General features: G+C 47.2%; 28 protein-coding genes. 9 read left to right on the top strand and 19 right to left on the bottom strand.

What is annotated here, in order from left to right; genetic code table 11:
* The first annotated feature begins 36 nt into the window (after positions 1-36).
* The 5 genes from tatB to WAO38_RS01935 are packed head-to-tail and all read left to right on the top strand — an operon-like array spanning position 37 to position 3,830.
* Entirely contained in the window at positions 37-423 is a 387-nt protein-coding gene (tatB, locus tag WAO38_RS01915) for a Sec-independent protein translocase protein TatB (RefSeq protein WP_422233813.1), read from the top strand.
* On the top strand, positions 423-1,205 hold the full coding sequence (gene tatC, locus WAO38_RS01920) for a twin-arginine translocase subunit TatC (RefSeq protein ID WP_422233815.1): 783 nt from the start codon (positions 423-425) through the stop codon (positions 1,203-1,205). The genes tatB and tatC overlap by 1 nt, the downstream gene beginning before the upstream one ends.
* The gene (gene queA / locus WAO38_RS01925) at positions 1,198-2,226 is read left to right on the top strand and encodes a tRNA preQ1(34) S-adenosylmethionine ribosyltransferase-isomerase QueA (RefSeq protein ID WP_422233817.1); all 1,029 of its coding nucleotides are present in this window, start codon (positions 1,198-1,200) and stop codon (positions 2,224-2,226) included. The genes tatC and queA overlap by 8 nt, the downstream gene beginning before the upstream one ends.
* A 50-nt stretch (positions 2,227-2,276) precedes the next feature.
* On the top strand, positions 2,277-3,497 hold the full coding sequence (locus WAO38_RS01930) for a molybdopterin-dependent oxidoreductase (protein WP_422233819.1): 1,221 nt from the start codon (positions 2,277-2,279) through the stop codon (positions 3,495-3,497).
* Positions 3,498-3,509: 12 nt separating this feature from the next.
* Positions 3,510-3,830: a sulfite:cytochrome C oxidoreductase subunit B gene (locus WAO38_RS01935; RefSeq protein WP_422233821.1), complete on the top strand. Its 321-nt coding sequence runs from the start codon at positions 3,510-3,512 to the stop codon at positions 3,828-3,830.
* Between the two features lie 89 nt (positions 3,831-3,919).
* Here the strand turns inward: WAO38_RS01935 and WAO38_RS01940 are convergent, their stop codons facing one another.
* From WAO38_RS01940 to ilvC, 3 genes are all read right to left on the bottom strand, one after another.
* A complete protein-coding gene (locus tag WAO38_RS01940) occupies positions 3,920-4,696 on the bottom strand; it encodes a DNA-processing protein DprA (protein WP_422233823.1) in 777 nt (258 codons plus the stop codon).
* 73 nt (positions 4,697-4,769) lie between these two features.
* Positions 4,770-5,804, bottom strand: a complete 1,035-nt coding sequence (locus tag WAO38_RS01945) for a divergent polysaccharide deacetylase family protein (protein WP_422233825.1) — start codon at positions 5,802-5,804, stop codon at positions 4,770-4,772.
* A 61-nt stretch (positions 5,805-5,865) separates the two neighbouring features.
* Positions 5,866-6,888: a ketol-acid reductoisomerase gene (gene ilvC / locus WAO38_RS01950; protein ID WP_422233827.1), complete on the bottom strand. Its 1,023-nt coding sequence runs from the start codon at positions 6,886-6,888 to the stop codon at positions 5,866-5,868.
* Between the two features lie 167 nt (positions 6,889-7,055).
* Here ilvC and WAO38_RS01955 point away from each other — a divergent pair, with 167 nt between their 5' ends.
* Positions 7,056-7,694: a hypothetical protein gene (locus tag WAO38_RS01955; protein WP_422233829.1), complete on the top strand. Its 639-nt coding sequence runs from the start codon at positions 7,056-7,058 to the stop codon at positions 7,692-7,694.
* A gap of 297 nt (positions 7,695-7,991) precedes the next feature.
* Here the strand turns inward: WAO38_RS01955 and hsdR are convergent, their stop codons facing one another.
* From hsdR to rpmH, 10 genes are read right to left on the bottom strand one after another with little or no spacing between them, the layout of a single operon-like run.
* A complete protein-coding gene (hsdR, locus tag WAO38_RS01960) occupies positions 7,992-10,331 on the bottom strand; it encodes an EcoAI/FtnUII family type I restriction enzme subunit R (protein WP_422233831.1) in 2,340 nt (779 codons plus the stop codon).
* Positions 10,331-11,536, bottom strand: a complete 1,206-nt coding sequence (locus WAO38_RS01965; RefSeq protein ID WP_422233833.1) for a restriction endonuclease subunit S — start codon at positions 11,534-11,536, stop codon at positions 10,331-10,333. Before WAO38_RS01965 ends, hsdR begins: the two co-directional genes overlap by 1 nt.
* Complete coding sequence (locus WAO38_RS01970; protein ID WP_422233835.1) at positions 11,533-12,987, bottom strand: N-6 DNA methylase; 1,455 nt, start codon at positions 12,985-12,987, stop codon at positions 11,533-11,535. The genes WAO38_RS01965 and WAO38_RS01970 overlap by 4 nt, the downstream gene beginning before the upstream one ends.
* Before the next feature lie 30 nt (positions 12,988-13,017).
* Positions 13,018-13,407 (bottom strand): Holliday junction resolvase RuvX, encoded by a 390-nt coding sequence (gene ruvX / locus WAO38_RS01975; RefSeq protein WP_422233837.1) that lies wholly within the window; start codon positions 13,405-13,407, stop codon positions 13,018-13,020.
* On the bottom strand, positions 13,407-14,756 hold the full coding sequence (gene mnmE, locus WAO38_RS01980) for a tRNA uridine-5-carboxymethylaminomethyl(34) synthesis GTPase MnmE (protein WP_422233865.1): 1,350 nt from the start codon (positions 14,754-14,756) through the stop codon (positions 13,407-13,409). Before mnmE ends, ruvX begins: the two co-directional genes overlap by 1 nt.
* A complete protein-coding gene (locus tag WAO38_RS01985; protein WP_422233839.1) occupies positions 14,750-15,574 on the bottom strand; it encodes a Jag N-terminal domain-containing protein in 825 nt (274 codons plus the stop codon). Before WAO38_RS01985 ends, mnmE begins: the two co-directional genes overlap by 7 nt.
* Positions 15,561-17,171: a membrane protein insertase YidC gene (yidC, locus tag WAO38_RS01990; RefSeq protein ID WP_422233840.1), complete on the bottom strand. Its 1,611-nt coding sequence runs from the start codon at positions 17,169-17,171 to the stop codon at positions 15,561-15,563. Before yidC ends, WAO38_RS01985 begins: the two co-directional genes overlap by 14 nt.
* Entirely contained in the window at positions 17,165-17,497 is a 333-nt protein-coding gene (gene yidD, locus WAO38_RS01995; protein ID WP_422233842.1) for a membrane protein insertion efficiency factor YidD, read from the bottom strand. Before yidD ends, yidC begins: the two co-directional genes overlap by 7 nt.
* The gene (gene rnpA, locus WAO38_RS02000; protein ID WP_422233844.1) at positions 17,475-17,819 is read right to left on the bottom strand and encodes a ribonuclease P protein component; all 345 of its coding nucleotides are present in this window, start codon (positions 17,817-17,819) and stop codon (positions 17,475-17,477) included. The genes yidD and rnpA overlap by 23 nt, the downstream gene beginning before the upstream one ends.
* A gap of 11 nt (positions 17,820-17,830) precedes the next feature.
* Positions 17,831-17,965 carry a 50S ribosomal protein L34 gene (gene rpmH, locus WAO38_RS02005; RefSeq protein WP_013459438.1) on the bottom strand — a complete coding sequence of 45 codons (135 nt, stop codon included), beginning with the start codon at positions 17,963-17,965 and terminating at the stop codon, positions 17,831-17,833.
* A gap of 142 nt (positions 17,966-18,107) precedes the next feature.
* Here rpmH and WAO38_RS02010 point away from each other — a divergent pair, with 142 nt between their 5' ends.
* Positions 18,108-18,632, top strand: coding sequence for a hypothetical protein (locus tag WAO38_RS02010; protein WP_422233846.1), 525 nt, complete (start codon positions 18,108-18,110; stop codon positions 18,630-18,632).
* Here the strand turns inward: WAO38_RS02010 and WAO38_RS02015 are convergent.
* The 3 genes from WAO38_RS02015 to WAO38_RS02025 form a co-directional block, all read right to left on the bottom strand.
* Positions 18,629-18,982, bottom strand: a complete 354-nt coding sequence (locus tag WAO38_RS02015) for a hypothetical protein (protein WP_422233848.1) — start codon at positions 18,980-18,982, stop codon at positions 18,629-18,631. The genes WAO38_RS02010 and WAO38_RS02015 overlap by 4 nt on opposite strands.
* Positions 18,983-18,990: 8 nt before the next feature.
* The gene (locus WAO38_RS02020) at positions 18,991-21,567 is read right to left on the bottom strand and encodes an ATP-dependent Clp protease ATP-binding subunit (RefSeq protein WP_422233850.1); all 2,577 of its coding nucleotides are present in this window, start codon (positions 21,565-21,567) and stop codon (positions 18,991-18,993) included.
* Between the two features lie 78 nt (positions 21,568-21,645).
* Positions 21,646-22,347, bottom strand: coding sequence for a DUF445 domain-containing protein (locus WAO38_RS02025; RefSeq protein ID WP_422233851.1), 702 nt, complete (start codon positions 22,345-22,347; stop codon positions 21,646-21,648).
* 71 nt (positions 22,348-22,418) lie between these two features.
* On the opposite strand from WAO38_RS02025, the gene WAO38_RS02030 reads away from it, so the two are divergent.
* Both WAO38_RS02030 and WAO38_RS02035 read left to right on the top strand, forming a co-directional pair.
* Positions 22,419-22,907 (top strand): hypothetical protein, encoded by a 489-nt coding sequence (locus WAO38_RS02030; protein WP_422233853.1) that lies wholly within the window; start codon positions 22,419-22,421, stop codon positions 22,905-22,907.
* Positions 22,907-23,335: a hypothetical protein gene (locus tag WAO38_RS02035; protein WP_422233855.1), complete on the top strand. Its 429-nt coding sequence runs from the start codon at positions 22,907-22,909 to the stop codon at positions 23,333-23,335. The genes WAO38_RS02030 and WAO38_RS02035 overlap by 1 nt, the downstream gene beginning before the upstream one ends.
* Here the strand turns inward: WAO38_RS02035 and WAO38_RS02040 are convergent.
* From WAO38_RS02040 to WAO38_RS02050, 3 genes are all read right to left on the bottom strand, one after another.
* Complete coding sequence (locus tag WAO38_RS02040) at positions 23,332-24,636, bottom strand: aminopeptidase P N-terminal domain-containing protein (protein ID WP_422233857.1); 1,305 nt, start codon at positions 24,634-24,636, stop codon at positions 23,332-23,334. The two genes, WAO38_RS02035 and WAO38_RS02040, sit on opposite strands and share 4 nt — an antisense overlap.
* 117 nt (positions 24,637-24,753) lie before the next feature.
* Positions 24,754-25,248: a chemotaxis protein CheW gene (locus WAO38_RS02045; protein WP_422233859.1), complete on the bottom strand. Its 495-nt coding sequence runs from the start codon at positions 25,246-25,248 to the stop codon at positions 24,754-24,756.
* A gap of 2 nt (positions 25,249-25,250) precedes the next feature.
* Positions 25,251-26,531, bottom strand: a 1,281-nt coding sequence (locus tag WAO38_RS02050) for a hybrid sensor histidine kinase/response regulator (protein ID WP_422233861.1), incomplete at its 5' end; no start/stop codon positions are given.

A 26,531-nucleotide genomic window follows, 5' to 3' on the forward strand; every position in this document is an offset into this window, starting at 1 on the left:
TAAAAAATTTATTTTTGGATTAACACAATGTTTGGAATGGGTTTAGGGGAAATATTTATCATTGTCATCATCGCTATTTTATTTTTGGGACCGGATAAACTCCCGAGTACGATGGTTGATATTGCTAAATTTTTCCGCAGCGTTAAAGGTACCGTCAATTCAGCTCGCGCAACCCTCGAAGAGGAGATGAACTTCTCCGAGATGAAGCAAGAGGCCCTGAATTATAAAAAAGAGCTGACCGATGCCAGTGCAGAACTCGAACGGATGACCAATGTCACCGAAATCGGTACCGAACTCAACTCGATTAAAAATGATATTAATCTTGATATTCCCGCTTCCGCCCCCTCTGCTCCGAAAGAGCCCGAAGTGATTACTTTCACCCCTAAGCCAAAAGAACCTAAACCTAATGAAGAGAATGTCTAATGTTTGATGATTTACGTCCCCATCTAGTTGAACTGCGAAAGCGGCTCGGTATCAGCGTCGCAGCCGTCATCATCATGTTTTTTGTGGCCTTTAATTTCCACGAACCGATTATGACATGGATGACTGAGCCGCTGAACAATGCACTTGCCGAAGTAGCCAAAATTTCTCCGAATGCCGCACACGGGATGGTAACGACTACGCAAGTGGGCGGGACTTTTTTCGTAGCGATGAAAGTTGCTTTTTTTGCAGGACTATTGGGTGCCTTGCCGATTATATTGGCTCAAATTTGGCTCTTTATCGCTCCGGGTTTGTATGAAAATGAAAAAAAGATGTTTATCCCCTTTATTGTGGGTGGCACCACGATGTTTGTTATCGGAGCCCTTTTCGCCTACTACGTCGTTACCCCCTTCGGATTTAGCTTTTTGATCGCATTCGGGGCATTTGAGTTTGTCCCGATGATCAATATTGAAGATTACGTCGATTTTTTTGCCAAAATCATGTTTGGTTTCGGATTAGCGTTTGAGCTCCCGATCGTTTGCTATTTCCTTGCCCTTTTGGGATTGATTGATGACAAAATGATGATCGGATTCTTCCGATACGCTATTGTCCTCATTATGATCATTTCAGCGATCCTTACACCGCCGGATGTCCTTACCCAGATTTTGATGGCCATTCCCCTCACCCTTTTGTACGCCATTTCCATCCTGATTGTACGCGCCGTCAATCCTGCTCCGAAAGAGGAGCCCTATATCGCTGAAGATGAAGAAGAAACGATTGACTAAAACCGATCCTCTACTGACGTCCAGTTACCACTATGAGCTCCCGGATGAGCTTATAGCCACCCATCCCGTCTATCCCAGAGACCATGCGCGCCTTTTGGTCTACAATCGCCATGATAAAACCATCACCCATGCACGCTTTGATGCGCTGGAATCTTTCTTACCCGAAAAATGTGCCATTATTTTTAACGATACCAAAGTGATCAAAGCCCGGCTGTATGGTAAAAAAGAGAGCGGCGGTGCGGTTGAGCTGCTCATCAACCGTCCGCGTGACGCCTACTTGATCACGGTTTATATCAAAGGGCGCGTCAAAGAAGGAACCCTGCTCCACTTCGACGGCGATCTCAGCGCCCGTGTTGTTGCCCTGCATGAAGACGGTTCCCGTGATGTCAATTTTTACCTCCGCGGTACCCTGATCCGCTTTGAAGAGCTTTTGCCCATCCTCGAACATGTTGGGCATATCCCGCTTCCCCCTTATTTGGGACGCGAAGACAATTCCGAAGACGAGCGGGAATACCAGAGTGTTTTTGCCGCCCATGAGGGAGCTGTCGCCGCTCCTACCGCTTCGCTTCATTTTACCGATGAACTGTTCGACGCCATTTGTTCCAAACATCCGCACGCCTTTGTCACCCTCCATGTCGGTTCGGGGACTTTTAAGCCTGTAGAAGCAGAGATCATTACCGATCATCCGATGCACTCGGAATATTTTGATGTCAGCAGCGCGGCGCTTGAACTGATCCGAAGCGAGCTCCCGTTGCTCTCCATCGGAACAACTTCTACCCGGACAGTGGAATATCATGTCAGAAGCCATGATGTACGCGGTGAGGCGAATCTCTTCTTACACCCGAACAATCCTCCCAAACGGATTAACCATCTCCTTACCAATTTTCATCTCCCCCAGTCGACTTTGCTCATGCTCGTGGCCTCTTTCGTCGGGCTGGAAGAGACGCATCGGATTTATCAAGAAGCGATTGATCAAAAATACCGTTTTTTTTCGTACGGTGATGCGATGCTTATACTCTAAATTACTCTCAATTATGATAAAATAGTGATATTCCTTTCCAAGGCATTATTATGGAACCACTAAACCGCAGAAATTTTTTAGGTGCCGGACTTATCCTCGGTGCTTCTACTCTTATGGGAACGGAGCGTACGAAAAAAATCATCACTGATACCAAGGAATTTGTCCCTCCTGTGATTGCATTCCCGGAGAAAAAGCCTCTTAAAGTCATCTCTGACCGCCCTCCGTTGCTGGAATCCCCGCGTGATATTTTCACCCAAGTCATTACACCGAACGACCAGTTTTTTGTCCGCTGGCACATGCCGGATATTCCGACGTATATTGACCTAAATGAATTTCGTCTTCAGGTCCAAGGCTCAGTGGAGACACCTCTTTCCCTGAGTGTCGATGATTTGAAAAGCAAATTTGAACCGGTTGAAATCACCTCCGTTCTTCAGTGCGGCGGAAACAGCCGAAAATACTACGCGGCCAGCGGTCAGGCGACCCACGGTGTCCAATGGGGGCACGGTGCTATGGGTTGTGCGGTGTGGAAAGGGGCCCGTATGAAAGACATCCTCAATATGGCCGGGGTCAAAGGCTCCGCTAAATTTGTGGGTGTCAACGGTCTCGAAAAACCTGCCGTTGATGAGACTCCCCGCTTTTTCCGTGAAATGGAAATCGATGAAGCCCTCAGCGGAGAGCTGATTGTTGCTTACGAGATGAACGGCGAAGACCTTCCGTACCTTAACGGGTTTCCTCTGCGCCTTGTGATTCCGGGACACTTCTCAGACAGCTGGGTCAAGATGCTCTCTGAAATCACCGTGATGGATGAATACCGCAAAACTTTTTTCATGGACGTTGCCTACACCGTTCCCGATAACGACTGCGAATGTGTCATTTCCGGAAGCGACTTTGAGTACAAACGCAAACCGATCGCCCAAATGAAAGTCAAATCCGTTATTGGGTATCCAACCCCCGGGACAGTCATCAAAAAAGGCTCCCGTGTCAAAGTAACCGGTATGGCTTTTGATCAGGGTAAAGGGATCAAAGAAGTTATGATCTCCATCGACGGCGGAAAAAGCTGGAGTGCCACCGCACTGCAAAAAGATTACGGCAAGTACGCTTACCGCCAATGGGTTTACCAATGGGAACCGAAGGCCAAAGGTGAGTATACGATTATGGTACGTGCCATCAATCGTGTCGGAAGTATTCAGCCGCAAGTTAATGAAATCGGCTGGAATGCAGGCGGATACCAATACAATGCTGTTGACAGCGTTACTGTAAAAATAGTGTAAGGGGCAAAGATTATGAAAATGAAATTATTATTCGCAAGTTTACTCTTAAGCTCCTCCGCTTTGTTCGCGCAAGTTGCCAAACCGATTGAAATGCCGTATGTGGACTATCCGATCGAAGCCGGAGACCATGATGAAGTAGCGCAGCAATACTGCCTTATCTGCCACTCCTTCGGATATGTCCTCAACCAAGGGAAAAAAAGCCGCCCTTATTGGAGCGGTACCGTTGCCAAAATGGTCAATGAATTCAAAGCGCCGATCCCAAAAGAAGATCAGCAAGTTATCATCAATTATCTCGTCAAACACTACGGTTACGAAGTCGTATCAGGGCATTAAGTTATACCTATTTGAACGGCAAAGGAATTCATCCCTTTGCCTTCGCTAGCCGCTATGGCACTGAAGCTTGCCTCTGCGAGGCAGAATTATCATCCGACATATACTCTTCCGTTTCGCACCTCAATCAAACCTGACAACTCCGCTTCAAAAATTTCTCCCGGAAATTTAACGACGACTTCATCATACGTCGGATGATTGCGACAAAATGCCAGGAACGGAGTATCCTCGGCCTTATGACGCCCTTTTTGGCTTACGTGTGCGACGAAGCTGTCGATATCATCAATAGCGATTGCTTTGCCCTCCGAGAGGAGTAAGCGGGTCGCTGCACTCTCTCGGAGACGATGAGGAAGAACGTATATCTGTTTTCCCATCTGCTGTGCATACTCTACACTGCGCATACTGCCGCTTCCGATATCGGCTTCCGTGACGATAAGAAACTCCCCTAGGGCTACGACGATCTCGTTTCGGACGACAAAACTCCATTCCCTCGCCGCAAATCCCGGTTCAAACGGGCTCAGTGTCAATCCACGCTGTTCAATGGCTTCGATGAGTTCGCAATTGCCGGCCGGATAGCGCACATCAATGCCGCAGGGCAATACCGCTATCGTATTCTCCGCCCCTGCACCCTCATGCGCGATTCGATCCACTCCGGCCGCAGCGCCGCTGACAATGATCATTCCGGATAATGCAAGTTTTTTTGAGAGTTCGAAGGTAATCGCACGGGTATAAGGGTTCGGTCTGCGAGTGCCGACAATAGAGATTTTCGGCCGCCGGAGAAGTTCTAGATTCCCGCAATAGGTCAGTTTGTCGGGATAGTGTCTCATTGACGAAAGTTCGGCTATCGGAAAAGGAATCTCATCGGCCATGCAAACTCTTTTCAGTAAAGAATAAACAACGATACCGAAGAATCGGCACTATCCTAAAAATTATGTCAGATTGTCAGATTTGTTCAATACCGACCAAGTCGACTTCATTCAAAAGGGATTTCGACTCGATAAGTGCCTGAATCGTGTCGGGACGGGGATGCCCGATTGCTACCGCCGTTCCGTGTCGTTTAGCTTTCTCAACCGCTTCTCTAATCTGTTTTTTGACGTTTTCGACACCGTCTTGGTGGTCCAAAAAGACATCTCTTCCGATATACCGTATTCCGAGCAGACGTGAAGATTCAGGGACTTTTGTTTGCGCCGTGGTGCGGCTGTCGACAAACTGGATTCCCCCTTTTTCCAAGACGCGGATCAACTTCTCCATTTCCGGTTCGTCTGCCGTAAATTTTGAGCCGGTATGGTTATTCACATAACGCGCCTTGGGGAAAAGTTTTTTCAGGGTATCTATCCGCTTTGCAATTGTCTCTTCCGAATCCCCGATGCGAAGAGTTAAAGGTTCCTCCGCATCATAGTCCATCGCTTCGAGAGGCAAATGGATCATATACCGATTCTGTTCCTGAGCCAGTTTAGCCGAATCGGGATGTCGGGAACTCGGAGGTAAAAAAGACATCACGAGCGGCAATCCGGTAGATTGGATCGCTTTGACATCTCTGGGGTACGACACGTCATCGATGATGATGACTAACTTCGCCGGTGCACCTGCAGGCCGAACAGGACGCGTAGCTGCCGGAGGCGGGACCGCTTCTTTGTCTTTGGGGGCATATTCATGCTGAGGCTTTACCGGTTCGCGCAAACGTTCTTGTTCCAAAAGTGCCTGAAGCTCTTTTTTCAAACGACGGATTTCCATTTCCTGCCGGGATATCTTCGGTTTTGCCGCACTGACATAGCTCTCATCGATAGCGGCAATCTGTTTGATCTGTTCTACCAGCTGCTGTGTTTGATTACGCTCTGCGGCAAGATCTTCTTCCGCCTGATTAAATCCGATAAAGTAACCGATAAATATTGCAGCAATCAGGAGGATTAGAGCAGCTAGTCCCGCGCCTAAGTATTGTAAAAAGGAAATTTTGTGAGGTCGAGGCCGTTTATGCATATAAAAAAGGAACCTCTCTCAAAGAAGTTTTCAGAGCGAAAAGCTCTGAAAGAAGGGGAAATTAGTTTGTGCTTTGGTTAACGATTTTGTTTTTTGAAATCCATGGCATCATAGCGCGTAATTTTACACCGGTTTGCTCGATCAATGATGCTTTTGCGTTGGTACGCTCAGCATTCATACGTGGGTAGCCCGCTTGACCTTCAAGGATAAAGTCTTTTGCAAAACGTCCGTCTTGAATCTCTTTAAGGATCTCTTTCATCGCTGCTTTTGATTCTGCATTGATAACACGTTTACCGGAAACATAGTCACCGTATTCCGCTGTGTTAGAGATTGAATAACGCATATCCGCGATTCCGCCCTCGAACATCAAATCAACGATCAATTTCAATTCGTGAAGACACTCAAAATATGCTAGTTCAGGAGCGTATCCCGCTTCTGTCAATGTTTCGAATCCTGCTTGAACCAATGATACTGCACCGCCGCAAAGAACCGCTTGTTCTCCGAAAAGGTCTGTTTCAGTTTCGTCTTTGAACGTTGTTTCGATGATCGCCGTACGTCCGCCGCCGATAGCCGAAGCGTATGACAATGCCAATTCTTTCGTTGTACCGCTCGGGTTTTGTCCTACCGCGATAAGGTCAGGAATCCCGCCGCCGCGAACGAACTCAGAACGTACAGTGTGACCCGGTGCTTTTGGAGCGATCATTGTTACGTTGATGTCCGCTGCCGGCTTAATGCGTCCGTAGTGGATGCTGAAACCGTGACCGAATGCGATTGTCGCACCTGATTTAAGGTTAGGAGCGATCTCGTTAGCGTAGATTTCTGCTTGGTTTTCATCCGGAAGAAGGATCATAACAACGTCTGCATATGCTGATGCTTCTGCAACGGTCATAACTTTGAACCCTTTAGCTTCCGCTTTTGCCCATGAGCTTCCTTCTTTACGTAGTCCAACAACTACTTCAACGCCGCTGTCACGAAGGTTTTCCGCGTGTGCGTGACCTTGTGATCCAAAACCGATCATCGCAACAATTTTGCTTTTGATGAGTGCTGTATTACAATCTTTATCGTAGTAGACGTTCAATGCCATGAAGGTATCCTTAGAGTAAGCGTTCGAAATGCTTAAAATTTCGCGGATTATACCCCATTTTTGCATAAAGAAAAATTAGCGGACACTTATATCGTCGGTGTAAATTCAGCTATAAGGGTTCACGAACGATAGCGTGCTACAATTCACCAAAAAAATCGGAGCATATAATGAAAAAATTCAACCTCTTTAAAGAGATTATCGTCGTTGCGAAATCTGATTTTTTACGCGCAGTCAACTCTGCCAAACAGTTTGCGATTGCTTATGACGGAACCATCGTTTTTGAACCGTTCCCTCCTGAACTGATCAGTATTTATGAAGGAACGATTACACCTTCTTCGCCGCTCTCCACGAATCTTGCACGCCCTCTTGGTACTATGTTGGGCGATAGCTACCGCATCGTCGAAGATGAGGACCGAATCTTGATCAAAGCTTCCGGTGCTTGGCAAAACATCATCGGCTACAACCACAAACGCGCGCTCTATGATGACACGTCCGGAGACGGCATCGCTGAGTTTGCGGATAAGAACCTCGAAGCGATCGGGTGGCATGCTACCGAGTTCAACATCGGTTATCGCGACATTGTCGATCAATTCGAAGCACAATGCGACGGGGTTTTACTCTGTATCGAACAAGAAGAGCCGTATCAATTCAGCGGCTTGGGATTTGTCACCGACTTGCAGCAGGCTCAACAGCTCGCATTTGAGTATTGTGCCGAAGCGGTCAAAGAAAAGCTTGCCAATGATGAGGATTTTGCAACCCTCACGAAAGATGAAGAAGAAGCGGCAGAATTTTTTAAAGCACGATAACCGTCCGACACAGAGTAAAGAGCATAGGGTATTTACTATCCTGGGATACTCAGGTATCTCTTTCCTCTTAAAGTCATATTTGTGAAAAACATATTACTGAACAAACGGTTATATTTTTTAGTGTTTCCAAGTGGTTAATCCTCTCATCTACTACCGGGATAATGATCGGCTGTTTAATGTCGATTTTCTTGAAAACGATCCATGCCGCGCAGAATGCCCGGGATTTTCTCCCTTTTCATTATTATTTTACTCTCCCTTTTACGCAGAAAAACCGAAAGAATAAGCTAGTGGGCCTTGTTACGCTACCCGCTCTTGATAAAGGTATTTTTGAAAATCGATAAACAGTGAACTAATCGTAGAGACTTCACCTAACATCTCCTGCGCATCTTGCAGAGACTGATATTTGTTCGTAAGGAGAATCGGCAGTTTCTCCTGATCGAGTTCGTCCACACCCGTCTCGATGTATTTGCTGAGGACGAATTCAATAAACTCTTTTTGTTTGTCGCTTAGGAGTGCAAAAATAGTCGCTTGGGCGGCGGCGACACGTGCTTCGCGTGACATCGGAACGGTATCGCTGTTAAACACATATTCCAACACATCGAACAGATCGCTTTTCTCCGCATCGATAAGCTTTTGAAGCGTTCCCAGTTCTTCGCGTCCGAAACCTGCCGCATCGAGTTTTTCGAGCAGGATTCTCCGTGTCAAAGGATTGCTCCACAAGGTTCGCAGCTCCTCTTCGGTTGTAAAAAACTCAGGGAGAGCGCCGAAAAGGTTTTCTAAAAATTCTTCTGACGAAATCGGCTTGCCGTCCGCACTCCAAAAAGAGGTGGACATCATGTGCTGAATCTCCCGCTCTTTGCCGTCGCGCAGTTTGACTTTGATTTTTGTGCGTCTCTCTCCCGGTTCGCCCTCTTTCCCTTCACTGCCACCTTCGTTCCCATCAGGTTCGGTCAGCTCTTTCGGCGATTTTGGCTCTGCCGGAGGTTCCGGTTCCAACGGCTCTCCGTCCCATTCGGGATCGGCGAAATGGTGGTAGGCATCGACGAAATCGTAGATGGTAAAAAACTCTTTCCCCTCGAACAGCCGGGTACCCCGTCCCACGATCTGTTTGAACTCGATCATCGAATTGACGGGACGCATCAGCACGATATTACGGATGTTCCGTGCATCGACCCCTGTAGAGAGTTTTTGCGACGTGGTCAAAATGGTAGGGATCATCTTTTCGTTGTCTTGAAACTCCCGCAAAAACTGCTCGCCGATGACTCCGTCATTGGCGGTGACACGGACGCAGTAGTTCGGTTCTTTGCTCTTTTTCATCTGATTGACCAGATCGCGAACCGCCGCCGCATGGTCTTGGGTGGCGCAAAAGATGATTGCCTTTTCGTTTTGGTTCGCTTCGTCCATGTATATCTTAATTCGCTTGGCTTCCCGAGCGGTTATCTCGATAATCTTGTTAAAATCGGGTTCAGTATAGAGTTTTCCCTCTTCGATCTCCCCTTCGATAATCGTATCGTCGCTCGTGTAGATGTAATCATCGAGGGTCGTTTTGATCCGTTTGACTTTGAACGGGGTGAGGAAACCGTCGTTGATCCCCTCTTTGAGCGAATAGATGTAGACGGGTTTGCCGAAATACTCATACGTATCGACGTTGTCTTTGCGTTTTGGGGTGGCAGTGAGTCCGAGCTGTACCGCAGGGGAAAAATACTCCAAAATCCCTCTCCAGTTCCCCTCGTCGTTCGCACCGCCGCGATGACACTCATCGATAATGATAAAGTCGAAATAGTCTTTCGGATACTCCCCGAAATAAGGTGCAGGATGCCCCTCGGCGTCGGTGCCGCTCATAAAGGTCTGAAAAATCGTAAAAAAGATACTGCCGTTGGTCGGTGCGCGACCATTGCGGCGTATTTCATCCGGTTTGATCCGTACGAGGGCATCGTCGGGAAATGCCGAAAAGGCATTGAACGCCTGATCCGCCAAGATATTGCGGTCGGCTAAAAACAGTATGCGCGGTCGTCGGCTACCGTCGCGGCGGAGGTTCCAACGGGTTTGAAAGAGTTTCCACGCGATTTGAAACGCGATAAAGGTTTTCCCCGTCCCCGTCGCGAGGGTGAGCAAGATACGCGGCGCATTGTTGGCGATGGCTTCGAGGGTTTTATTGACGGCGATCTCCTGATAGTAGCGTGCCCCTTTCGTCCCTCCGACATTCTCAAACGGTACGGCACTGAACTTCTCCCGCCACTCGTTTTGCTCGGCAAACGTTTTGTTCCACAGTTCCTCAGGGGTCGGATAACGCTCAACCAACCCTTCCGCACCGCTCTTCATACAGATGCTGTAAATCTCTTTGCCGTTGGTAGCATAGGTGGTGTCGAGTTTGAGTTTGTCGGCGTACTGCTTGGCTTGCGCTACCCCCTCGCCTACACTAAGTCCGCTTCGCTTGGCTTCGATAACGGCGAGTTTGATCCCCTTGTACGAGAGGACATAATCGGCGCGGAGCAGTTTGCTACGAGTACCCCCCGTTTGAATTTTACCGGCGGTAATCGGATGATTTCTAAAAACACGTGAACCTTCGACGACCCCCCACCCCGAGGCGAGGAGTTGGGGATCGATGAGTTCGGCTCTCGTTTCGTCTTCGTTCATCACAGCTCCCCGTTAAACGCTTTTTGCAAGATGCTTTTTTTCAATTCCTCTAAGTTATCTATTTTCTGCTGATAAATCGCTTCGAGGCGTTTGGTTTGCGCGGAGAGGAGATCGAGTTTTTGGACGATAGTTTTTTGTTCAGGTAATGGTGAAAGATTATATATTTTAAAAGCTCTAATGTCTTTCATGTTGATATGTTCAACTGTTGCCCCTGTTGAATGTGACAATAATTGTTCCTGCACATCCTTCGAAAGAATTAAATACGCTAAGAATTTAGATACTAATTTAGACTTTTTAGGTCTAATCAGTACGGTTCTTTGACCTAAACAGACTTTAATATTTTCTGGAATTACAGCTATATTTCCGGCTGGAGCTTCCCTAGCTAAAATCAAATCATCTGCTTGCGGTATTGCTCGTCTTGTCCATTCATTATATGTTTCTTCAGACACTCTGTTAACATTGTCTAAAATCAAAACCCCTTTACCAATGTTTGGAGTTCGAATCGAGGGATAGCCAGTATCTTGAGTAGGTGCAGTTTTGTGCTCACAATCAACTATTAACTCACAAAGACTATCCAGTGTTTCAAATAAAGAACCATGTACTTTATTTTCAAACACACTTTGCAAATAAGAGTCGAAAAGCTCTTTTGCATTTTTGAGATTCTGTATCGCATTGGCTTTTGCCCCCTCTATCGCGGTAAAGGCTTCGTCTAAAATGGCGACAATTCGTTGTTGTTCGGGGAGTGGGGGAGCATAAATCGGTAAATCTCTCACAACAGAAATTTGAACCCTTGGACGAGTTGCCCCTTTTTGTTGTGTATTAATAAAATCATTTGTAATAGGAGAATTTAAATGATAGCAAAGATATTTTGTATCGATTTTTTCAGCTCTAATTCGAACTAAATCAGCAACAATCAAACCGTCATCAATATCTTCAACAATAGCTGATGCACCTAATGGGTCACCAAGCTTTGTCATTACAATATCGCCTTTTTTATAAGAATGTCTTTTTAGTTCAGCATATTTGGACTCTGTAACAAAATCCATTTTTTTTATTTCAATTTTGAAAGGCTTTATATTCTGAATTTTTAAAACCGGTATTCCATCTTCACTATAATCAGACCTCTTCATATTGGAGCCAAATGGTCCATCAACAATGTCTGCTTTATAATTATGGCATAAATCTTTTAACGGCTTTATTTTCATAACAGTTCCAAAACCCTGCCCAAAATCTCCGCACTCTCCTCATCCAGTGCTTTCATCTCATCCAGTATCTCTTGCGGTTTTCGCAACGCCGCTTCGACTTTTTTATTCGGATTTTTGGCACTGAGATCAAACGTACTTTGGTCTATATCGCGGACATCAACACTCCACGAGTTCTCGGAGTCACCGAAGCTCTTTTGAAGCTCCACAAACTCCGCCAAATCTTTCTCATTGAGAGCGTTCGTTTTCCCCAGATTACGATCCAAGTTCAGCTGATAAAACCACACTTTACGGGTCGGTGCCCCCTTCTCGAAAAACAAAACGACGGTTTTAACCCCCGCCCCCGTAAACGTCCCGCCGGGCAAATCGAGGACGGTGTGGAGGTTGCACTCTTCGAGGAGTTTTTTACGCAGGGCGATCGAGGCGTTGTCAGTGTTGCTCAAAAAGGTGTTTTTGATGACAACTCCCGCTTTGCCCCCCGCTTTTAGAATCTTGATGAAATGCTGTAAAAACAGTGATGCCGTCTCCCCCGTCTTGATCGGGAAATTTTGCTGTACTTCGGCACGCTCTTTTCCTCCAAACGGTGGGTTGGCGAGTACGACGTCGTAGCGGTCTTTCTCTTGGATATCGTCGAGGTTGATCGCCAGCGTGTTGGCGTGGACGATGTTCGGAGCTTCGATGCCGTGGAGGATCATGTTCATCGTCCCGATGATGTAGGCGAGGGATTTTTTCTCTTTGCCGTAAAAGGTCGTTTTTTGGAGGGTGAGCGTATCGCTCGTGGTGAGTTTTTTACTGTGTTTGAGATACTCGAACGCTTCGACCAAGAATCCCGCACTCCCTACGGCACCGTCGTAGATTTTTTGCCCGATTTCGGGGGCGACGACGCGGACGATGGTTTTGATGAGGGGGCGGGGGGTGTAGTATTCGCCGCCGTTGCGTCCGGCATTCCCCATGTTTTTGATCTTGTCCTCATAAAGGTGGCTCATTTCGTGTTTTTCGGCATGGGTGCGGAACCGCAGCTCATCGATGCGGTTAATCACTTCACGGAGGTTGTAGCCGCTTTGTACGCGGTTTTTGAGTTCATGGAATATCTCACCGATCTTGTACTCGATGGTATCGGCACTCTCGGCATCGGCTTTGAACTTTTTGAGATAGGGGAAGAGTTTGTGATCGACGAACTCTTTGAGATCATCTCCCGTTAATGCGGCATGGTGATCGAGTTTTCCGTCCGCCCCTTTGGGCGCAGCCCATGTGTTCCATTGGTACTCGGGCGAGATAATGGGGGTATAGCTTTTAAGTGTCAGTTCGGCAGAGGTCGCTTTTTCTCTTTCTAAATCATCGAGGTATTTGAGAAACAACACCCATGAGGTCTGCTCGACGTAATCGAGTTCGCTTCCACATCCGGCGTCTTTGTGGAGAATATCGTCTATATTTTTAAAAGTTTGTTCAAACATGAAATTTTCTTTCTGAAATAAATAAGCTAATTAGTGTGTTTGGAGATACCGTTCTAAAATAATCTTCGCCGAGAGGGAGTCAATCCGGCCGTCACGTTTGTAGCGGATCTCCCCTTTCATCAGCGCCTCGGCTTCTTGTGAGCTGTGGGATTCGTCCTGGTAAGCAATCTCTCCTGAAAATTCGACGAGATTCATAAAATGCGCCACTCTGCGGCGCATCTCATCTTCGGTCGTACTCCCCATCGGGATGCCGACCACGACCGTTTCCGCTTCGTATTCATTGAGTATTTTTTTGACCTCGTTGGCGGCTTGGTTTCGGTTTTTCCGCTCGATTGCCGGAAGGGGCGTTACGATACCGGAACCTGCACTCAGAGCCAGTCCGATCCGTTTCAACCCCAAATCAATTGCAATAATGACCATTATTTCCCCAAACAGAATTGTCCGAACATCTTGTCGAACATCTCATCGAGTTCGTACGGACGGCTGATCGAAGCGACGGAACGGATCGCCTGATTGATATGAAAGGAGAAAAACTCCAGCTCTCCGTCTCGGAGCGGCTCGTAGGCTTCGTCGATGGAACGGACGGCCCCTTCGGTAGCGCTGATCTGACGCTGTGAGATAAGCATCATCTCCTCGTCGTTGTTCTCATGATCCATCAAAGAACTCAGCGACTCGATGAGTGCTCCCATCTCCTGTTTGCAGCTCAGATGTATCGGAGCGTATTGGGCAATCGCCGTTGCTTCAAAAGACTCCGGCAAATCCGATTTGTTCAGTATGCAGATAAACGGTTTCTCGTCATGATAGCGTTCGATCAAATCGATGATGGCGCGGTCTTCTTCATCAATTACGCGTGAAGAGTCGAAGAGTGCGATCACCACATCGGCATTTTCGATCGCCGCAATGGAGCGTTCGATCCCGATCCGTTCAATCTCATCGTGAGCGTTGCGTATCCCCGCTGTATCGACAAGACGGATGAGATGGGTACCGATGCGCACCTGCTCTTCGATCGTGTCCCGTGTCGTTCCGGCGATATCACTGACGATGGCCCGCTCATAATCAAGGAGCGCATTGAGAAGCGAACTTTTGCCGACATTGGGTTTGCCGATAATGGCGACCCGAAACCCCTGCATCAATCCCGCGCGGCGGCGGCTCGATTCGAGGGTACGGGAGAGGGTATGTTTGATATTGGCAAGTTTGACTTCGATTTGCTCGACGACATCTTGCGGCAGATCTTCCTCGGCATAATCGATAACGACTTCGGAATAGGCCAAAATCTCCAGCAGCGAATCACGGATACCTTCGATATATCCGCGTAATTCCCCCTTCATTTGACGGGCCAAAATACGGGCGGCATCGTCACTTTTGGCTTCGATCAGTGCGGCGATCGCTTCCGCCTGCGTCAGATCCAACCGGCCGTTTAAAAATGCACGCTTGCTAAACTCTCCCGGCTCTGCCAGACGGGCACCTTCGTTCAATACGGCTTTTAATAACGACTCGGCTACGACAAAACCGCCGTGACACTGAAATTCGACAACGGCTTCGCCGGTAAAACTCCGGGGAGACTCAAAATAAAGGACAATGGCCTCATCGATAAGCGTGCCGTCGTGTTGATGCAGAGAGGTTAAGGTCGCATAGCGGGGCTGAAGCTCTGTTTTACGGGTGAGTTTTAAAGCGATGCTGAGGGCGCGATCTCCGCTGAGACGGAGGATCGAGATCGAACCGATGCCATTAGCGGTGGCAATGGCGGCGATAGTATCGTTCATTAATATTCGTGGTAACTGTTGATAATAATAAACTTGCCGCCGTCACGGGTAGAACGGATAGCCACATAACGGTCAGGATAGCGTTCACGAAGCTGTTTGAGGGCGATTTGAACCAAGACGCCATCGAGTACTTTCGTTTGCGCCCGTCCCTCTTGATCGATAATATCGCAGACATTGATCAAATAACGGGAAATCGACTCTTCCTGATTTTTCAAAAATTCGGCAATTTCCAAACGAAGCTGCATTCCGTATACGGCATTGATCCAGTTGAAGAGCATGTAGGAAAGGGCTTTGTAGCGATACCCCTCTTTGCCGATCATCAAAGCCGCATCGGCTCCGCTAAACTCGACCAAAAGGGTATTTTCGTCGTAGACGCTTACTTCGATATCGTTGATGTCAAAACAGATGTCTTTGAACAGGATATTGATCTGCTCTTTTACTTCGTCGGCGCACTCCTGCGCGGAGATTTCATAAAAATCCCCTTCAAGCTCGCCCTCTTCTTCGAAGTCATCCGCCTGCTCATAAAACTCATCTCCGAGAACCAGTTCTTCCGGCTCCGCCGAAGATGGGGCAGCCGCGACGGCAACCTCTTCTTCAACATACGGTTCTTCTACTTCTATCGCAGCCGCAGCCGCAGACGTCGTTACGTTTGGGTTGGTATGAGGGAGATTGGCAATGATGATCGCCGATTTTTTAAAGAGTCCCAAAACTCCCTTTGAGGGGAATTGGACGATCTCGACTTGCAGTGCGGTTACCGAACATCCGAAGGCCGCGGCTGCATCAGCGTAGGCCAGTTCTAAAGTTGGGGCTTCAATCTTTTTCATGGTGCTTTTCCACAAGATGAGCTTCGTGACGTGCAAGACGTGCCGCTTCGAATTGTTTGTTGACCATAAATTGCTGTGCAATTGAGAAAAGGTTGTTTACAAACCAGTACAACACTAATCCTGATGGGAACGTGACAAAGAAAAAGGTAAAAATGATCGGTAAAAATTTAAAGATCTTCTCTTGTAACGGATCGGTAAAATTACTCGGAGTAATTTTTTGTTGGTAATACATGGTCGCACCCATCAAAATCGGCATGATGTAGTACGGGTCCATACGTGAAAGGTCATGAATCCACATAATCCATTCAGCACCCTGTAATTCGACGGCATTCAACAATACGCGGTAGATCGCGAAAAAGACCGGGATTTGGAGTATCAGAGGCAGACAACCGCCCAACGGATTCGCACCGTGTTTTTTATACATTTCCATAACGGCTGCATTCATACGTGCAGGGTCGCCTTTGTATTTTTCCTGAACCTCTTTGATGCGCGGAGCGATCTCTTTGATCTTTTGCATCGAAACCATCCCTTTGTACGTCAAAGGGTAAAGGAAGATACGGATCAAAATGGTGAGAGCCACAATCGACCATCCCCAGTTGCCGACCATCCCGTGTATCCACATCAAGATTTTAAAAATCGGTGCCGCCACGAAAGTAAACCAGCCGTACTCGATAGCATTGACTAAAACAGGGTTGATGGATTCAAGAGTCTTATACTCTTTCGGCCCGATGTATCCGTTGAAGGTAAAGTTTGCATTACCTTCGAGATAAGTAACCGCATTACTGTTCGTATCACGTTCAACCGTAACCTGCGTCGATTTATCAAAACCGTAAATGATCGTTGCATAGTATTGGTCAAACGCCGAAACGAAATGGGCATCGGTGAAAAGGGAACGTCCCTCAACATCGCCGTCTTCAAAAATCGTGGTCAGCTTGTCACCGGAGTAGACCATACTCCCGACAACCGTCATCATTTGCTCAATAATTTGAGGGTGCTGGCCTAAATAGAGGAAATAGCGCTTCTCGTTAGAGAGAGAAACTTTTGCATCGTAGTGGCCGTCGGCATAAAACGTCAAAGTTTTGGTGACCGTTAATTCCGGAAGGTTTTGGCTCAATACTACCGTTGACTTACCGTTTTCGCCCAAAGCGATATTCGTTGTATTGGTTGTATACGGGGTTTTGGATGCCGCTTCGTTCAATGCCTCATCCGCAAAACGGATTTGAAGCGGTTTGGCACCGGCAGAAGAGATGATTTCGGAGAGTGAACCGTCTTTTCCGTTGTGTTTTTTATTGCTCAAAATGAAAGAAGAGATACGCCCGAGTGTATCGATTTTGAGGGTAAACTCTTTTGCCGATATCGTCGTAAGGGTATCGGTTGTTACCGTTTTAATATCAGAGATCGCCGGAGAATTGGTTTCGTTGGCTTCTATTGTCGTCGTCGACTGCACAGCGGCAGTTTCTTTAACCATCGGTTCAGTGACGTTATTATCACCATTAGGCGCTTTTGGTGGAAAAATAGTGGTATATCCTATAAAAAAGAGGAAAGATAAAGCGACGGCAACGAGAAGTCGCTGATTCGGAGTAAACTTTTCTAACACTTGGACCCTTTAAACTTAAAATTTTTGATCAGAAAATAATTCTGTTGATATGGAACAAACCAGTATTTTATCGTATTTATCGAGAGTTCGGAGGGTTTTAACATCGGTTTTCCAATAATCGGATAATCGATACCGCCTGAAAAAAGCTGATTGCACCGTAAAATTCGTAAAAAAGTGGAAGTAAATGCGCGTGGTAGAGTGTTACGTTCAAACTGCCATAAAGCATATTCGGAGCATGAGGGATAGTGGCGGCACGCACCGCGTGTCACCAAAGAGAGAGAGTGCCGATAGAGCCACAGGAGCTTAAGAAAGAAGATTCTTATCATCACCTGTTCCGCTCATGCCACCCGTCCGTTTTAAAACATATTTGCAGTCGCGTCGCACACTGTCGAAAGGATTGTCAAACAACCCTCTCTTGGCGACAAAAACGTACCATCCGTCTTTTGCATTGTGAGAAAACTCTGCAAAAAGAGCCCGCAGGCGTCTTTTACAGCGATTTCTCACTACTGCATTACCGACTTTTTTACTGGCCGTAAATCCAACTTTTTTTTCTCCCGTTAAAGGGAGATAAAACAACGCGATCGAAGTGCTGTGCGCATTCTTTCCACGCTGATAAACACGCTGAAACTCATTATTGAGCTTTAGCATCGAAAAGCTATTTAGACAGCCAATCGTTTTCTACCCTTAGCACGACGAGCGTTCAATACTCGACGGCCATTTTTTGTCGCCATACGTGCACGGAATCCGTGGGTACGTTTACGTGGCGTATTATGCGGTTGGTATGTTCTTTTCATAAGCCATTCCCTTTAGAAATTTTTAGCACGCAATAATAGACAATTCTTACTTAAAGGTCGATTAAGTTTCGTAAAAGCTTGTTAAAACAATCGCGAAAATGGCCGATATTGCTACTATGATTCAATCTTGAAAGGTGCCGACATGACAACCTCAACCTCTTTTGATGCGTACCGTTCTCACGAACTCACTCTTCAGATGAAGACCAGTTCGGGAGATTCTCTTTCTCTTAACTTTGAAAACACCCAATCGCTTTCCCTGAGCGAAAAAACAGCGCCGGGGAGCAAAGAACAATCTTTCTCCTTTTCATCGATGCAGGCATTTTCATTTAATCTTGACAGTAACGGCATCACCGCTCAAGATCAAAAAGAGATCAATGCTTTTATGAAAAAGGCACAGCCTTACATCAATAAGTTTATGAAAGAACTCGAAGATCAGAACCCCACATCACCGATTAACAAAGTCGCTTCCGATGTCACAAAACTCATCGGAAACCTGAAAAACAGTGATGAAAACGTCAAAAATCACGCAAAAAAAGGGGTAGCCGATCTTTTCGATAACGCCCTCAACAGTGTCAAAAGTCATGAAAAGATGCTGGAAGAAGCCCAAAAACTGATGCAAAAAATCATCGACGGATTCGATAAACTTTTCGAGCCTATGTACGCTTAGGGGTTCAAAAAATCCCTGAGCATCGGCTGATTTGACTGCCCCTGAGGTACGATATCCATCCGCAAAGAAGTCTTCAGTTTCATGTGGCAATCACGGCATTCGCGGATCACGGCGTGTTCTGCCACCCTCACCCCCTCGATCTTTGCAACCGGATGGCACGCGAAACAATCGCTTCCGCAATCGGCCATTTTAGAAGGGTTGGCACTGTGGCATTTGATACACGTTGTCATCGGCTTGTGACGCTTGTCGGCATCGATATTTTTCAGCAATGCGGGATGACAGGTCATACAATCTCCCGTACATCCCCAAAGCGGCAACAATAATACAAAAAGCAAGGCAATCGTTTTCATGAATGCGATTATGCCACAGAAACGGTAATCTCGTCTCCCTGAGCATCGAAGGTTACGGATGAGCCCTCTTCGACCTCTCCGCTGAGGATCAGATCCGCCAAGCGGTCTTCGACGATCTCATAGAGAGCCCGTTTGAGAGGGCGCGCTCCGTATACCGGATCAAAGCCCGCAGTCGCGATATAGCGTTTCGCCGCATCGCTAAGGGTAAGGGTAATATCTCTCTCTTCCACTTTGGCCGCGATGTCTTTAAAGAAAAGATCCACGATGCTGAGGATCTGTGCTTCCCCTAACGGATTAAAGACGACGACATCATCCAAGCGGTTCAAAAACTCCGGCTTGAAATGCTGTTTAAGTTCACCGAGTACCATCTCTTCCAGACCGGCTTCGCCGTGATGGGCCATAATCTTGTCGCTCGCGATGTTGGAGGTCAAAATGATGATCGTATTGGTGAAATCGACCATGACCCCTTTATTATCGGTCAGACGCCCGTCATCGAGCACCTGAAGGAGTACGTTGAAAACATCCGGATGGGCTTTTTCGACCTCATCAAACAAAATAACACTGTAGGGTTTACGGCGTACCGCTTCGGTAAGCTGTCCCCCCTCATCAAATCCGACATATCCCGGAGGTGCACCGACGAGACGGGATACCGCATGTTTCTCCATATATTCCGACATATCGATTCGAATCATCGAATCGGCACTGTCGAAGAGGAATTTTGCCAGTGTCTTCGCCGTTTGGGTTTTTCCGACCCCGGTAGGCCCGAGAAACAAAAACGATCCGATCGGACGGCTCTTATCGGAGAGCCCGGCTTTGTTCCGTTTGATCGCACGCGCCACCGCATGGGTCGCTTTTTCCTGACCGACGACATCACGGTTTAGCTCATCCTCGATGTGAAGAATCTTCTCTTTTTCGCTTTGGAGCATCTTGTTGACCGGAATTTTCGTCCAACGGCTCACGATTCCTGCGATTGACGCTTCGTCTACGCTGTTTTTGAGAAGTGTTCCCGCCGCCATCATCCCTTTCCATTTTTCGTTAAGCACCTTTTCTTCTTCGAAAAGTTTAGGGATCTGGCCGTATTCGATCTCCGCCGCTTTGTTAAAGTCGGCGTTTTGTTTTGCGCTCTCTGCTTCTCGGCGTTTTGCTTCAATATCCCCTTTGAGCTTCGCCATATAATTGAACACCTCTTTTTCATGTCCGAACTGCGAATCAAGGGTACGGCGTTCCTCACTTACATCGGCGAGCTCTTTTTCTATCTCTTCCAGACGTTTGGTATTGGCAACGGACTCTTCCATTTTCAGAGCCTCTTTTTCCACCTGCAAGTTCGTCAATTTGCGTTTTACCGCCGCAAGTGCGTTAGGCTCTGATTCGATCTGCATTTTGAGTTCGGCCGCTGCTTCATCGATCAAATCGATCGCTTTGTCCGGTAAAAATCGGTCGTTGATGTAGCGATCCGAAAGCTTCGCTGCCGCGACCAGTGCCGAATCGGTAATCGTAACGTTGTGGTGTGCTTCCAAGCGTTCTTTGAGCCCGCGCAAAATTTGCAGCGATTGGTTGACACTCGGCTCATCTACATTCACCGGCTGAAAACGGCGCTGCAATGCGGCATCTTTTTCAAAATATTTGCGGTACTCTTTGAGCGTTGTCGCACCGATCGTATGAAGCTCTCCGCGTGCCAGTGCGGGTTTGAGGATATTGGCGGCATCCATCGATCCCTCCGAGGCCCCTGCTCCGACGATGGTATGAATCTCATCAATAAAGAGGATGACGTTTCCGCTCTTTTTAACCTCGTCGATAACCGCTTTCAGTCGGTCTTCGAACTCTCCGCGATACTTTGCCCCCGCGATCAATGCGCTCATATCGAGGGTAACAACCCGTTTGTTTTGCAGACTGAGCGGTACCTCTTTGTTCACGATACGCTGTGCCAATCCCTCTACCAATGCCGTTTTACCGACACCAGGTTCCCCTAGCAGGATCGGATTGTTCTTTGTTTTACGGATCAAGATTTGCATCATCCGGCTGATCTCTTCATCCCGTCCGATGACGGGAGAGAGTTTTCCGTCCATCGCTTCACGATTCAAATCGATTCCGTATTTGCTCAGAGATTCTAAATTTTCATCGGCGGTCTGGCTTTCGATTTTTTGTCCCGCACGCATTGCTTCGAACGTTTTGCGCAGTTCAAAGACATTGACATATTTTTCAAGGACCTCTTTAAACGGTGAATGGTTCAGATTCCCGAGTAAAAAGGTGTCGATAGCGATAAATTCATCACCGTTCACCGCCATTTCGGCAGATGCCCGTTCAAGGGCATGAACAAAGGCTCTTGAAAGGCGGATACTTTCTTTGGTAACACTGGAGGAGGTCGCCAGTTTTTTGCCAGCGCTTTTCACATCCAGTTCGATCGCCGTTTTATCGACGTTCATTTTCACCAGTGCTTGATTGAGAGGTGAGTTGCTGTTGGCAAGTAGGGCCCATAAAAAATGGATCGGTTCTACTTCGCTGTTTTTATTGTGTAAGGCCAAGGAGATCGATGATTCGATCATCTCGGTCATTTGATGGGTTAATTTTTCAAAAATGTTTTGCATATTAAAATCCTTTGGTTTGAGTTAAAAGTATTATAATACTTTGAGTCACTTATTGTCAAGTCTTTTAAGTCACACTCCTTACATGAGGAGTGAAGCCCCCATTCCGATGATGCCGCCGAATACTCCGCCCCACACGACAAGCCATCCCAAATGCTCTTTCATCAGGGCATGCAGCATCTCTTTGATCATCACGGGAGTAAGCTCTGCGAGGCGTTCTTCGACAATCGAGTCGATCGTTCCGGCCAGATGAGAACTCCCCTGATGCAGATGGGTGTTCAGCGCATTCATAAACGACTCGCTCTGAGAAATCTCAATCGTGGAAACTTTGATCTTTTCTAAAAACGGCGCTTTGAGTTTCTCAATCAGGGCCTCCCCTCCGAACATTCCGATCATCCCCCCCATCGGAGATTCCATCACACTCTTTAAAAGAGCATCATATGCCGGCGTAAAATCGGTCTCTTCAATAATAGGAGCGAGATCAATACTCCTCTCTTGCGATTGGACAAAACTTTCGATCTTTTCCGGTGTGAAAAACTGTTCCATAATCAGAACTTTAAGCGCTGAACGTATGGATTCAAACCGATCGATGATGATCCCCGATCCATAGAGCCCCGGTACTTTTTCAAACAGCATATGAATGGCAAGCTGATTGGTTACCGCTCCGGAGAGAGCGAACAATCCGGCACTGCGGATCACCGCGGCACTGTTTCCCTCTACGGTATATGAGGCTGCGATCAGTCCGATTGAAATACTATTTGTTACCCATCCTTTATCGATCATTAAAACTCCTTTAGTTAATACGCATATTATACAAAAAAGGTTAAAGTTGCACCAAAAATGAGGAGTCCAGAATGGTTTTACACTCGATGTCCACGCTTCTCAAATCCGAAGATGCTTCGGCAATACTGGGAGCCTTTGCTACGGCAATGGATCGGAGCGATGATGCCCCGTTTTGGCAGCAAAAATCTCTCCCTTTTGCGGAAGCCATTTTAAGCGTTTTGATTCCCTTAAGAGCCCAGAACCTCCTCTTTGATCCTGAGGGAAATCCCCATACGGAGCTTACACCGATGCTTTTTATCCGCTGGTGCGACCTGCTCAGCCTCAAAACCCTCGCTTTTACCCTCGCCAACAGCAACCGGGAGGGAAAATTGGTCCGAACGAAATTGGCGGATGATCGCTGTGCCGCTTATGAACCGATCGATTTGGAGATATTAGGGAAGTATCTGAGCAGCTATACTGTCAATCTTTCCGATGAATGGGTCGATTTTCCGATTACGAACTATAATCTCCATATCGGAATGACCTCACTCATCACTAAAATACTTGAAGGGAAATGTTAATGCAAGAGATGCAAGCACTCAAAGTACACAGTTACTTGTCACAGCCTGAAATTCAAAAACTTCTGGAAGGGGTTGAATTTATCATTATAGCATCACCATCCATGATGGCAGCATCCGAATTGCCGCTGCACTTTACGATCATCCTGAATACCTCCGAGGTTCTTCCCGAAACGGTCAAACCCCAAATTCTGGAAAAATTCTGCCGTGAATACGCCATTACGGAAACGAAACATGTTTTAAGCAATCTCGAACGGGTCGCCTTTGCGCTGACCACGCAAGAGACCCCGATGCCGCACCACATCATCGATGATGCCGAAGCCAATACTATTCCCTGGACCTTGCTGCATGTTATCGATTTCTTAGGAGATTCCGACGGATTTAAAGAGGCCAAAGACGGCTTCACCGGATGGAGCTATAGCTACAATTAACCGTTGCACATTTCTTCGATCTCATCGATTGTTTTTGCAATCATCGAGGAGAGGTTCTCATTTCCGGCAGAGGTAACGAGGATATTGTCCTCGATACGGATCCCGATCCCCCGATATTTTTCCGGAACACTCTCATCGTCCGCTCTGAGATAGATCCCCGGTTCGATGGTCATCACCATCCCCTCCGCAAACGCTAATGGTTCCCCTGCTTCATCGACATACGGACAAGGGTCATGGACATCCAGCCCCATCCAGTGTCCGATTCCGTGCGGAGCATATTTTTTGTGTTCTTTGGCTTCCATCAGTGTCTCGCGTTTACCGCTCAAAATCCCGAGATCGATCAATGCGTCGCAAAGAAGCTCTTCACTGTAGGTTTGAAACCAGTCGCGTTTGACCCCAGGCTTGATCGCCCCAATCACCTGTAACTGAACCGCCAGCACTTTTGCATAGACTTCACGCTGTGCATTGCTGAATTTTCCGTTCACCGGAAACGTCCGGGTAATGTCACTGGCGTAAAGATTCCACTCGCATGCCGCATCGATCAGGACCAGATCGCCGTCTCGCAGCACTTCACGGTTATCGATATAATGGAGGGTATTGGCATTATTCCCCCCTGCGACAATCGCACCGTAAGCTTCATACGCCGCACCGCTGCTGAGGAACACATAACTCATCGCGGCTTGGAGCTGATATTCGCTCATCCCGCTTCGGCACTCACGCATTGCAGCATGATGGGCTTTCGCCGTAATGTCTATCGCTTGGCGTATCTGGGTGATCTCTTCGGCAGACTTGAACAGCCTCAGCGTTCGGATCAAGTAGGTGACATCGCGGATGGAGCGGATATGACGCTTTATTCCCCGGCTAGAATGCAACGCCTGTGCCGCCTGTTTCGCTTCGGTGAGTCTTGAAGAATCACTGTACAAATCGATATAGAGATTGATATGCTCGCGTAAAATCTCTTTGATCGTCTCATTGTAATCTGCAATATCCCGGACTTCATCGACGCTAAACCGTTCCTTCGCACCCTCCAGCCCCAGTCGTGCACCGTTCCACAAAGCATGTTCGGCATTGTAGGCTTCCACGAAAAGGAGCGTTTTGGTTTCAGTCGCCGTTTTGATCAGAACCAAGAGGGAATTATCTTCGGTAAATCCGCATAAGTAATAAAAATCGCTGTTTTGTCGGTAAGGGTATTCAGTGTCGTTGGAACGGGTTTGAAGCGGTGCAGAGGCGATGATCGCAACCCCCTCATCCATCAGGTCAAGGAGTCTGCGGCGTCGCTCAAAAAAGTGTGTTTCATTCATGACGATATTGTGCCACAAAATAAATAAAGTAATTTAAATTCTGCTTCGTAAGAAGCGGACTTCAATATTATAACCGCTGGCGCAGCTCTTGGGGCAAAGCCCCGATACGATTCAGTATCAGAAGTTTCGTTCCAAAAGTTTATGAACTTTCAAAATAGTGATAATACGGTCCGACTGTTTGCCGACCCCGTCAATCATACTCTCTTCTTCCGAAATCGTATCGGGTGCCGGACCGACATCACGTTTCGGTAACCGAATCGCTTCCGTTAATCGGTCAATGACGAATCCCGCGACATCATCGCCGTTTTTCATCACAATAAACCGGGTCTCTTCGGTATGTTTGATCATCTCCAGTCCGAAACGTGAGCGTAAATCAATCAGCGGGATAACGGAACCGCGAAGATTGAAAACTCCTAAAATATAGGCAGGAGTCTGAGGAACACGGGTCCAAGAAATCGGTTTAATGATCTCCTGAATGCTTAAAATGGGTACCGAAAATTCTTCGTCACCGACGATGAATCCGACCAGCTGAATCACTTCATCGATTTTAACGTCATCTCCGGAGAGGGTTTTCTGCTGCTTATTAATAATTTGTTGAAGTTTTTCGCTCATTGTTATAGCCCCTCATTAAACTTGATATTGCGTTTGACAACATTCATCAGGTATTCCGGAGAATACGGTTTCGTGATGTATTCCACCATTCCCGATTCTACTCCGCGCATACGGTCGGCTTTGCCGGTACGGGAGGTTACGGCGATCAACGGCAGATTTTTATACTTGTTGTATTTTTTGATCTCAGCAGCTAATGTATATCCGTCCATTCGCGGCATCTCGATATCGACAAGCATACCGTCGAATACGAAATCACCCTGTTTGAGGATATTGAGCGCTTCCACCCCGTCCGTTGCTTCGACGAGTGTAATCCCCAACGGTTCTAAGGATTTGCGCATAATCGTACGGTCGGTTTTAGAATCGTCTACGATCATCACCGTATAATCGCTCGGTTTATTTTTAATGCTTAGACGTCCTTTTGCTTCGGCGCTTTCCTGACCTACAGTCGATTTAACCGATTTTGCCATCTGCATCAATGCCGCGACATCGACGATCAAGGTTACTCCTCCATCGCCGCGGATGGTTGCTCCGGCAATCCCTTCGATCCCTTTGAGATATTCGCCGAGCGATTTAATAACGATCTCTTCTTGCCCTACCAGTGAATCGACGATCAAACCGATCTTACTCTCTGCCAGACCCAAGACGACGACATATGCATGTTCGCTGTTATCAAATACCCGCTCAACTTCAAAAATATCACCGATATGCACCAGCGAAAGAACTTCATCCCGCAGACGCATAACGGAGCGGTTTTCAACCGTATAGATCTCATCTTTGCTGATACGAACCGTTTCCAAAACCGAAGCAAGCGGAATCGCATAGTACTCTTCCTGTACTCCGACGAGTAACGCCTGTATAATCGCCAACGTCAGCGGGATTTTGAGTTTCATCGACGTACCCTGACCCACTTCGGAGTCGATATCGATCATACCGTTGAGTTTTTCGATATTGGTTTTAACAACGTCCATCCCTACCCCGCGTCCTGAAACGCTGGTAACTTGAGCCGCCGTAGAGAAGCCCGGGCGGAAAATGAGACCGAATGCCTCTTTTTCGGTGAGTCCATCAGCCTCTTTTTCGGTGATGACACCTTTTTCAATCGACTTGATTTTAAGCATTTCGGCATCAAGCCCTTTACCGTCATCAATAATTTGGATGACGATATGATTCCCTTCATGGTATGCTTTCAGACGAATGGTTCCTGTCTCATCCTTGCCGGCTGCCAATCGCACCTCCGGCGTTTCAATTCCGTGGTCGCATGAATTACGGATGATATGGACTAACGG

This window comes from Sulfuricurvum sp., assembly GCF_049277495.1.
Lineage (GTDB): Bacteria > Campylobacterota > Campylobacteria > Campylobacterales > Sulfurimonadaceae > Sulfuricurvum.

Excerpts from the sequence above, each read along its gene's own strand:
- WAO38_RS01935 (WP_422233821.1), top strand. The coding sequence starts at position 3,510 with ATGAAAATGAAATTATTATTCGCAAGTTTACTCTTAAGCTCCTCCGCT.
- WAO38_RS02045 (WP_422233859.1), bottom strand. The coding sequence starts at position 25,248 with ATGAGCGAAAAACTTCAACAAATTATTAATAAGCAGCAGAAAACCCTC.
- WAO38_RS01945 (WP_422233825.1), bottom strand. The coding sequence starts at position 5,804 with ATGCATAAACGGCCTCGACCTCACAAAATTTCCTTTTTACAATACTTA.
- WAO38_RS02010 (WP_422233846.1), top strand. The coding sequence starts at position 18,108 with ATGACAACCTCAACCTCTTTTGATGCGTACCGTTCTCACGAACTCACT.
- ilvC (WP_422233827.1), bottom strand. The coding sequence starts at position 6,888 with ATGGCATTGAACGTCTACTACGATAAAGATTGTAATACAGCACTCATC.
- rnpA (WP_422233844.1), bottom strand. The coding sequence starts at position 17,819 with ATGCTAAAGCTCAATAATGAGTTTCAGCGTGTTTATCAGCGTGGAAAG.
- ruvX (WP_422233837.1), bottom strand. The coding sequence starts at position 13,407 with ATGGTCATTATTGCAATTGATTTGGGGTTGAAACGGATCGGACTGGCT.
- WAO38_RS02015 (WP_422233848.1), bottom strand. The coding sequence starts at position 18,982 with ATGAAAACGATTGCCTTGCTTTTTGTATTATTGTTGCCGCTTTGGGGA.
- WAO38_RS01940 (WP_422233823.1), bottom strand. The coding sequence starts at position 4,696 with ATGGCCGATGAGATTCCTTTTCCGATAGCCGAACTTTCGTCAATGAGA.
- WAO38_RS02035 (WP_422233855.1), top strand. The coding sequence starts at position 22,907 with ATGCAAGAGATGCAAGCACTCAAAGTACACAGTTACTTGTCACAGCCT.
- hsdR (WP_422233831.1), bottom strand. The coding sequence starts at position 10,331 with ATGAACGAAGACGAAACGAGAGCCGAACTCATCGATCCCCAACTCCTC.
- WAO38_RS02020 (WP_422233850.1), bottom strand. The coding sequence starts at position 21,567 with ATGCAAAACATTTTTGAAAAATTAACCCATCAAATGACCGAGATGATC.
- WAO38_RS01970 (WP_422233835.1), bottom strand. The coding sequence starts at position 12,987 with ATGTTTGAACAAACTTTTAAAAATATAGACGATATTCTCCACAAAGAC.
- WAO38_RS02040 (WP_422233857.1), bottom strand. The coding sequence starts at position 24,636 with ATGAATGAAACACACTTTTTTGAGCGACGCCGCAGACTCCTTGACCTG.
- WAO38_RS01930 (WP_422233819.1), top strand. The coding sequence starts at position 2,277 with ATGGAACCACTAAACCGCAGAAATTTTTTAGGTGCCGGACTTATCCTC.
- WAO38_RS02030 (WP_422233853.1), top strand. The coding sequence starts at position 22,419 with ATGGTTTTACACTCGATGTCCACGCTTCTCAAATCCGAAGATGCTTCG.
- WAO38_RS02025 (WP_422233851.1), bottom strand. The coding sequence starts at position 22,347 with ATGATCGATAAAGGATGGGTAACAAATAGTATTTCAATCGGACTGATC.
- WAO38_RS01965 (WP_422233833.1), bottom strand. The coding sequence starts at position 11,536 with ATGAAAATAAAGCCGTTAAAAGATTTATGCCATAATTATAAAGCAGAC.
- rpmH (WP_013459438.1), bottom strand. The coding sequence starts at position 17,965 with ATGAAAAGAACATACCAACCGCATAATACGCCACGTAAACGTACCCAC.
- tatC (WP_422233815.1), top strand. The coding sequence starts at position 423 with ATGTTTGATGATTTACGTCCCCATCTAGTTGAACTGCGAAAGCGGCTC.
- WAO38_RS01985 (WP_422233839.1), bottom strand. The coding sequence starts at position 15,574 with ATGAAAAAGATTGAAGCCCCAACTTTAGAACTGGCCTACGCTGATGCA.
- tatB (WP_422233813.1), top strand. The coding sequence starts at position 37 with ATGGGTTTAGGGGAAATATTTATCATTGTCATCATCGCTATTTTATTT.
- yidD (WP_422233842.1), bottom strand. The coding sequence starts at position 17,497 with ATGATAAGAATCTTCTTTCTTAAGCTCCTGTGGCTCTATCGGCACTCT.
- WAO38_RS01955 (WP_422233829.1), top strand. The coding sequence starts at position 7,056 with ATGAAAAAATTCAACCTCTTTAAAGAGATTATCGTCGTTGCGAAATCT.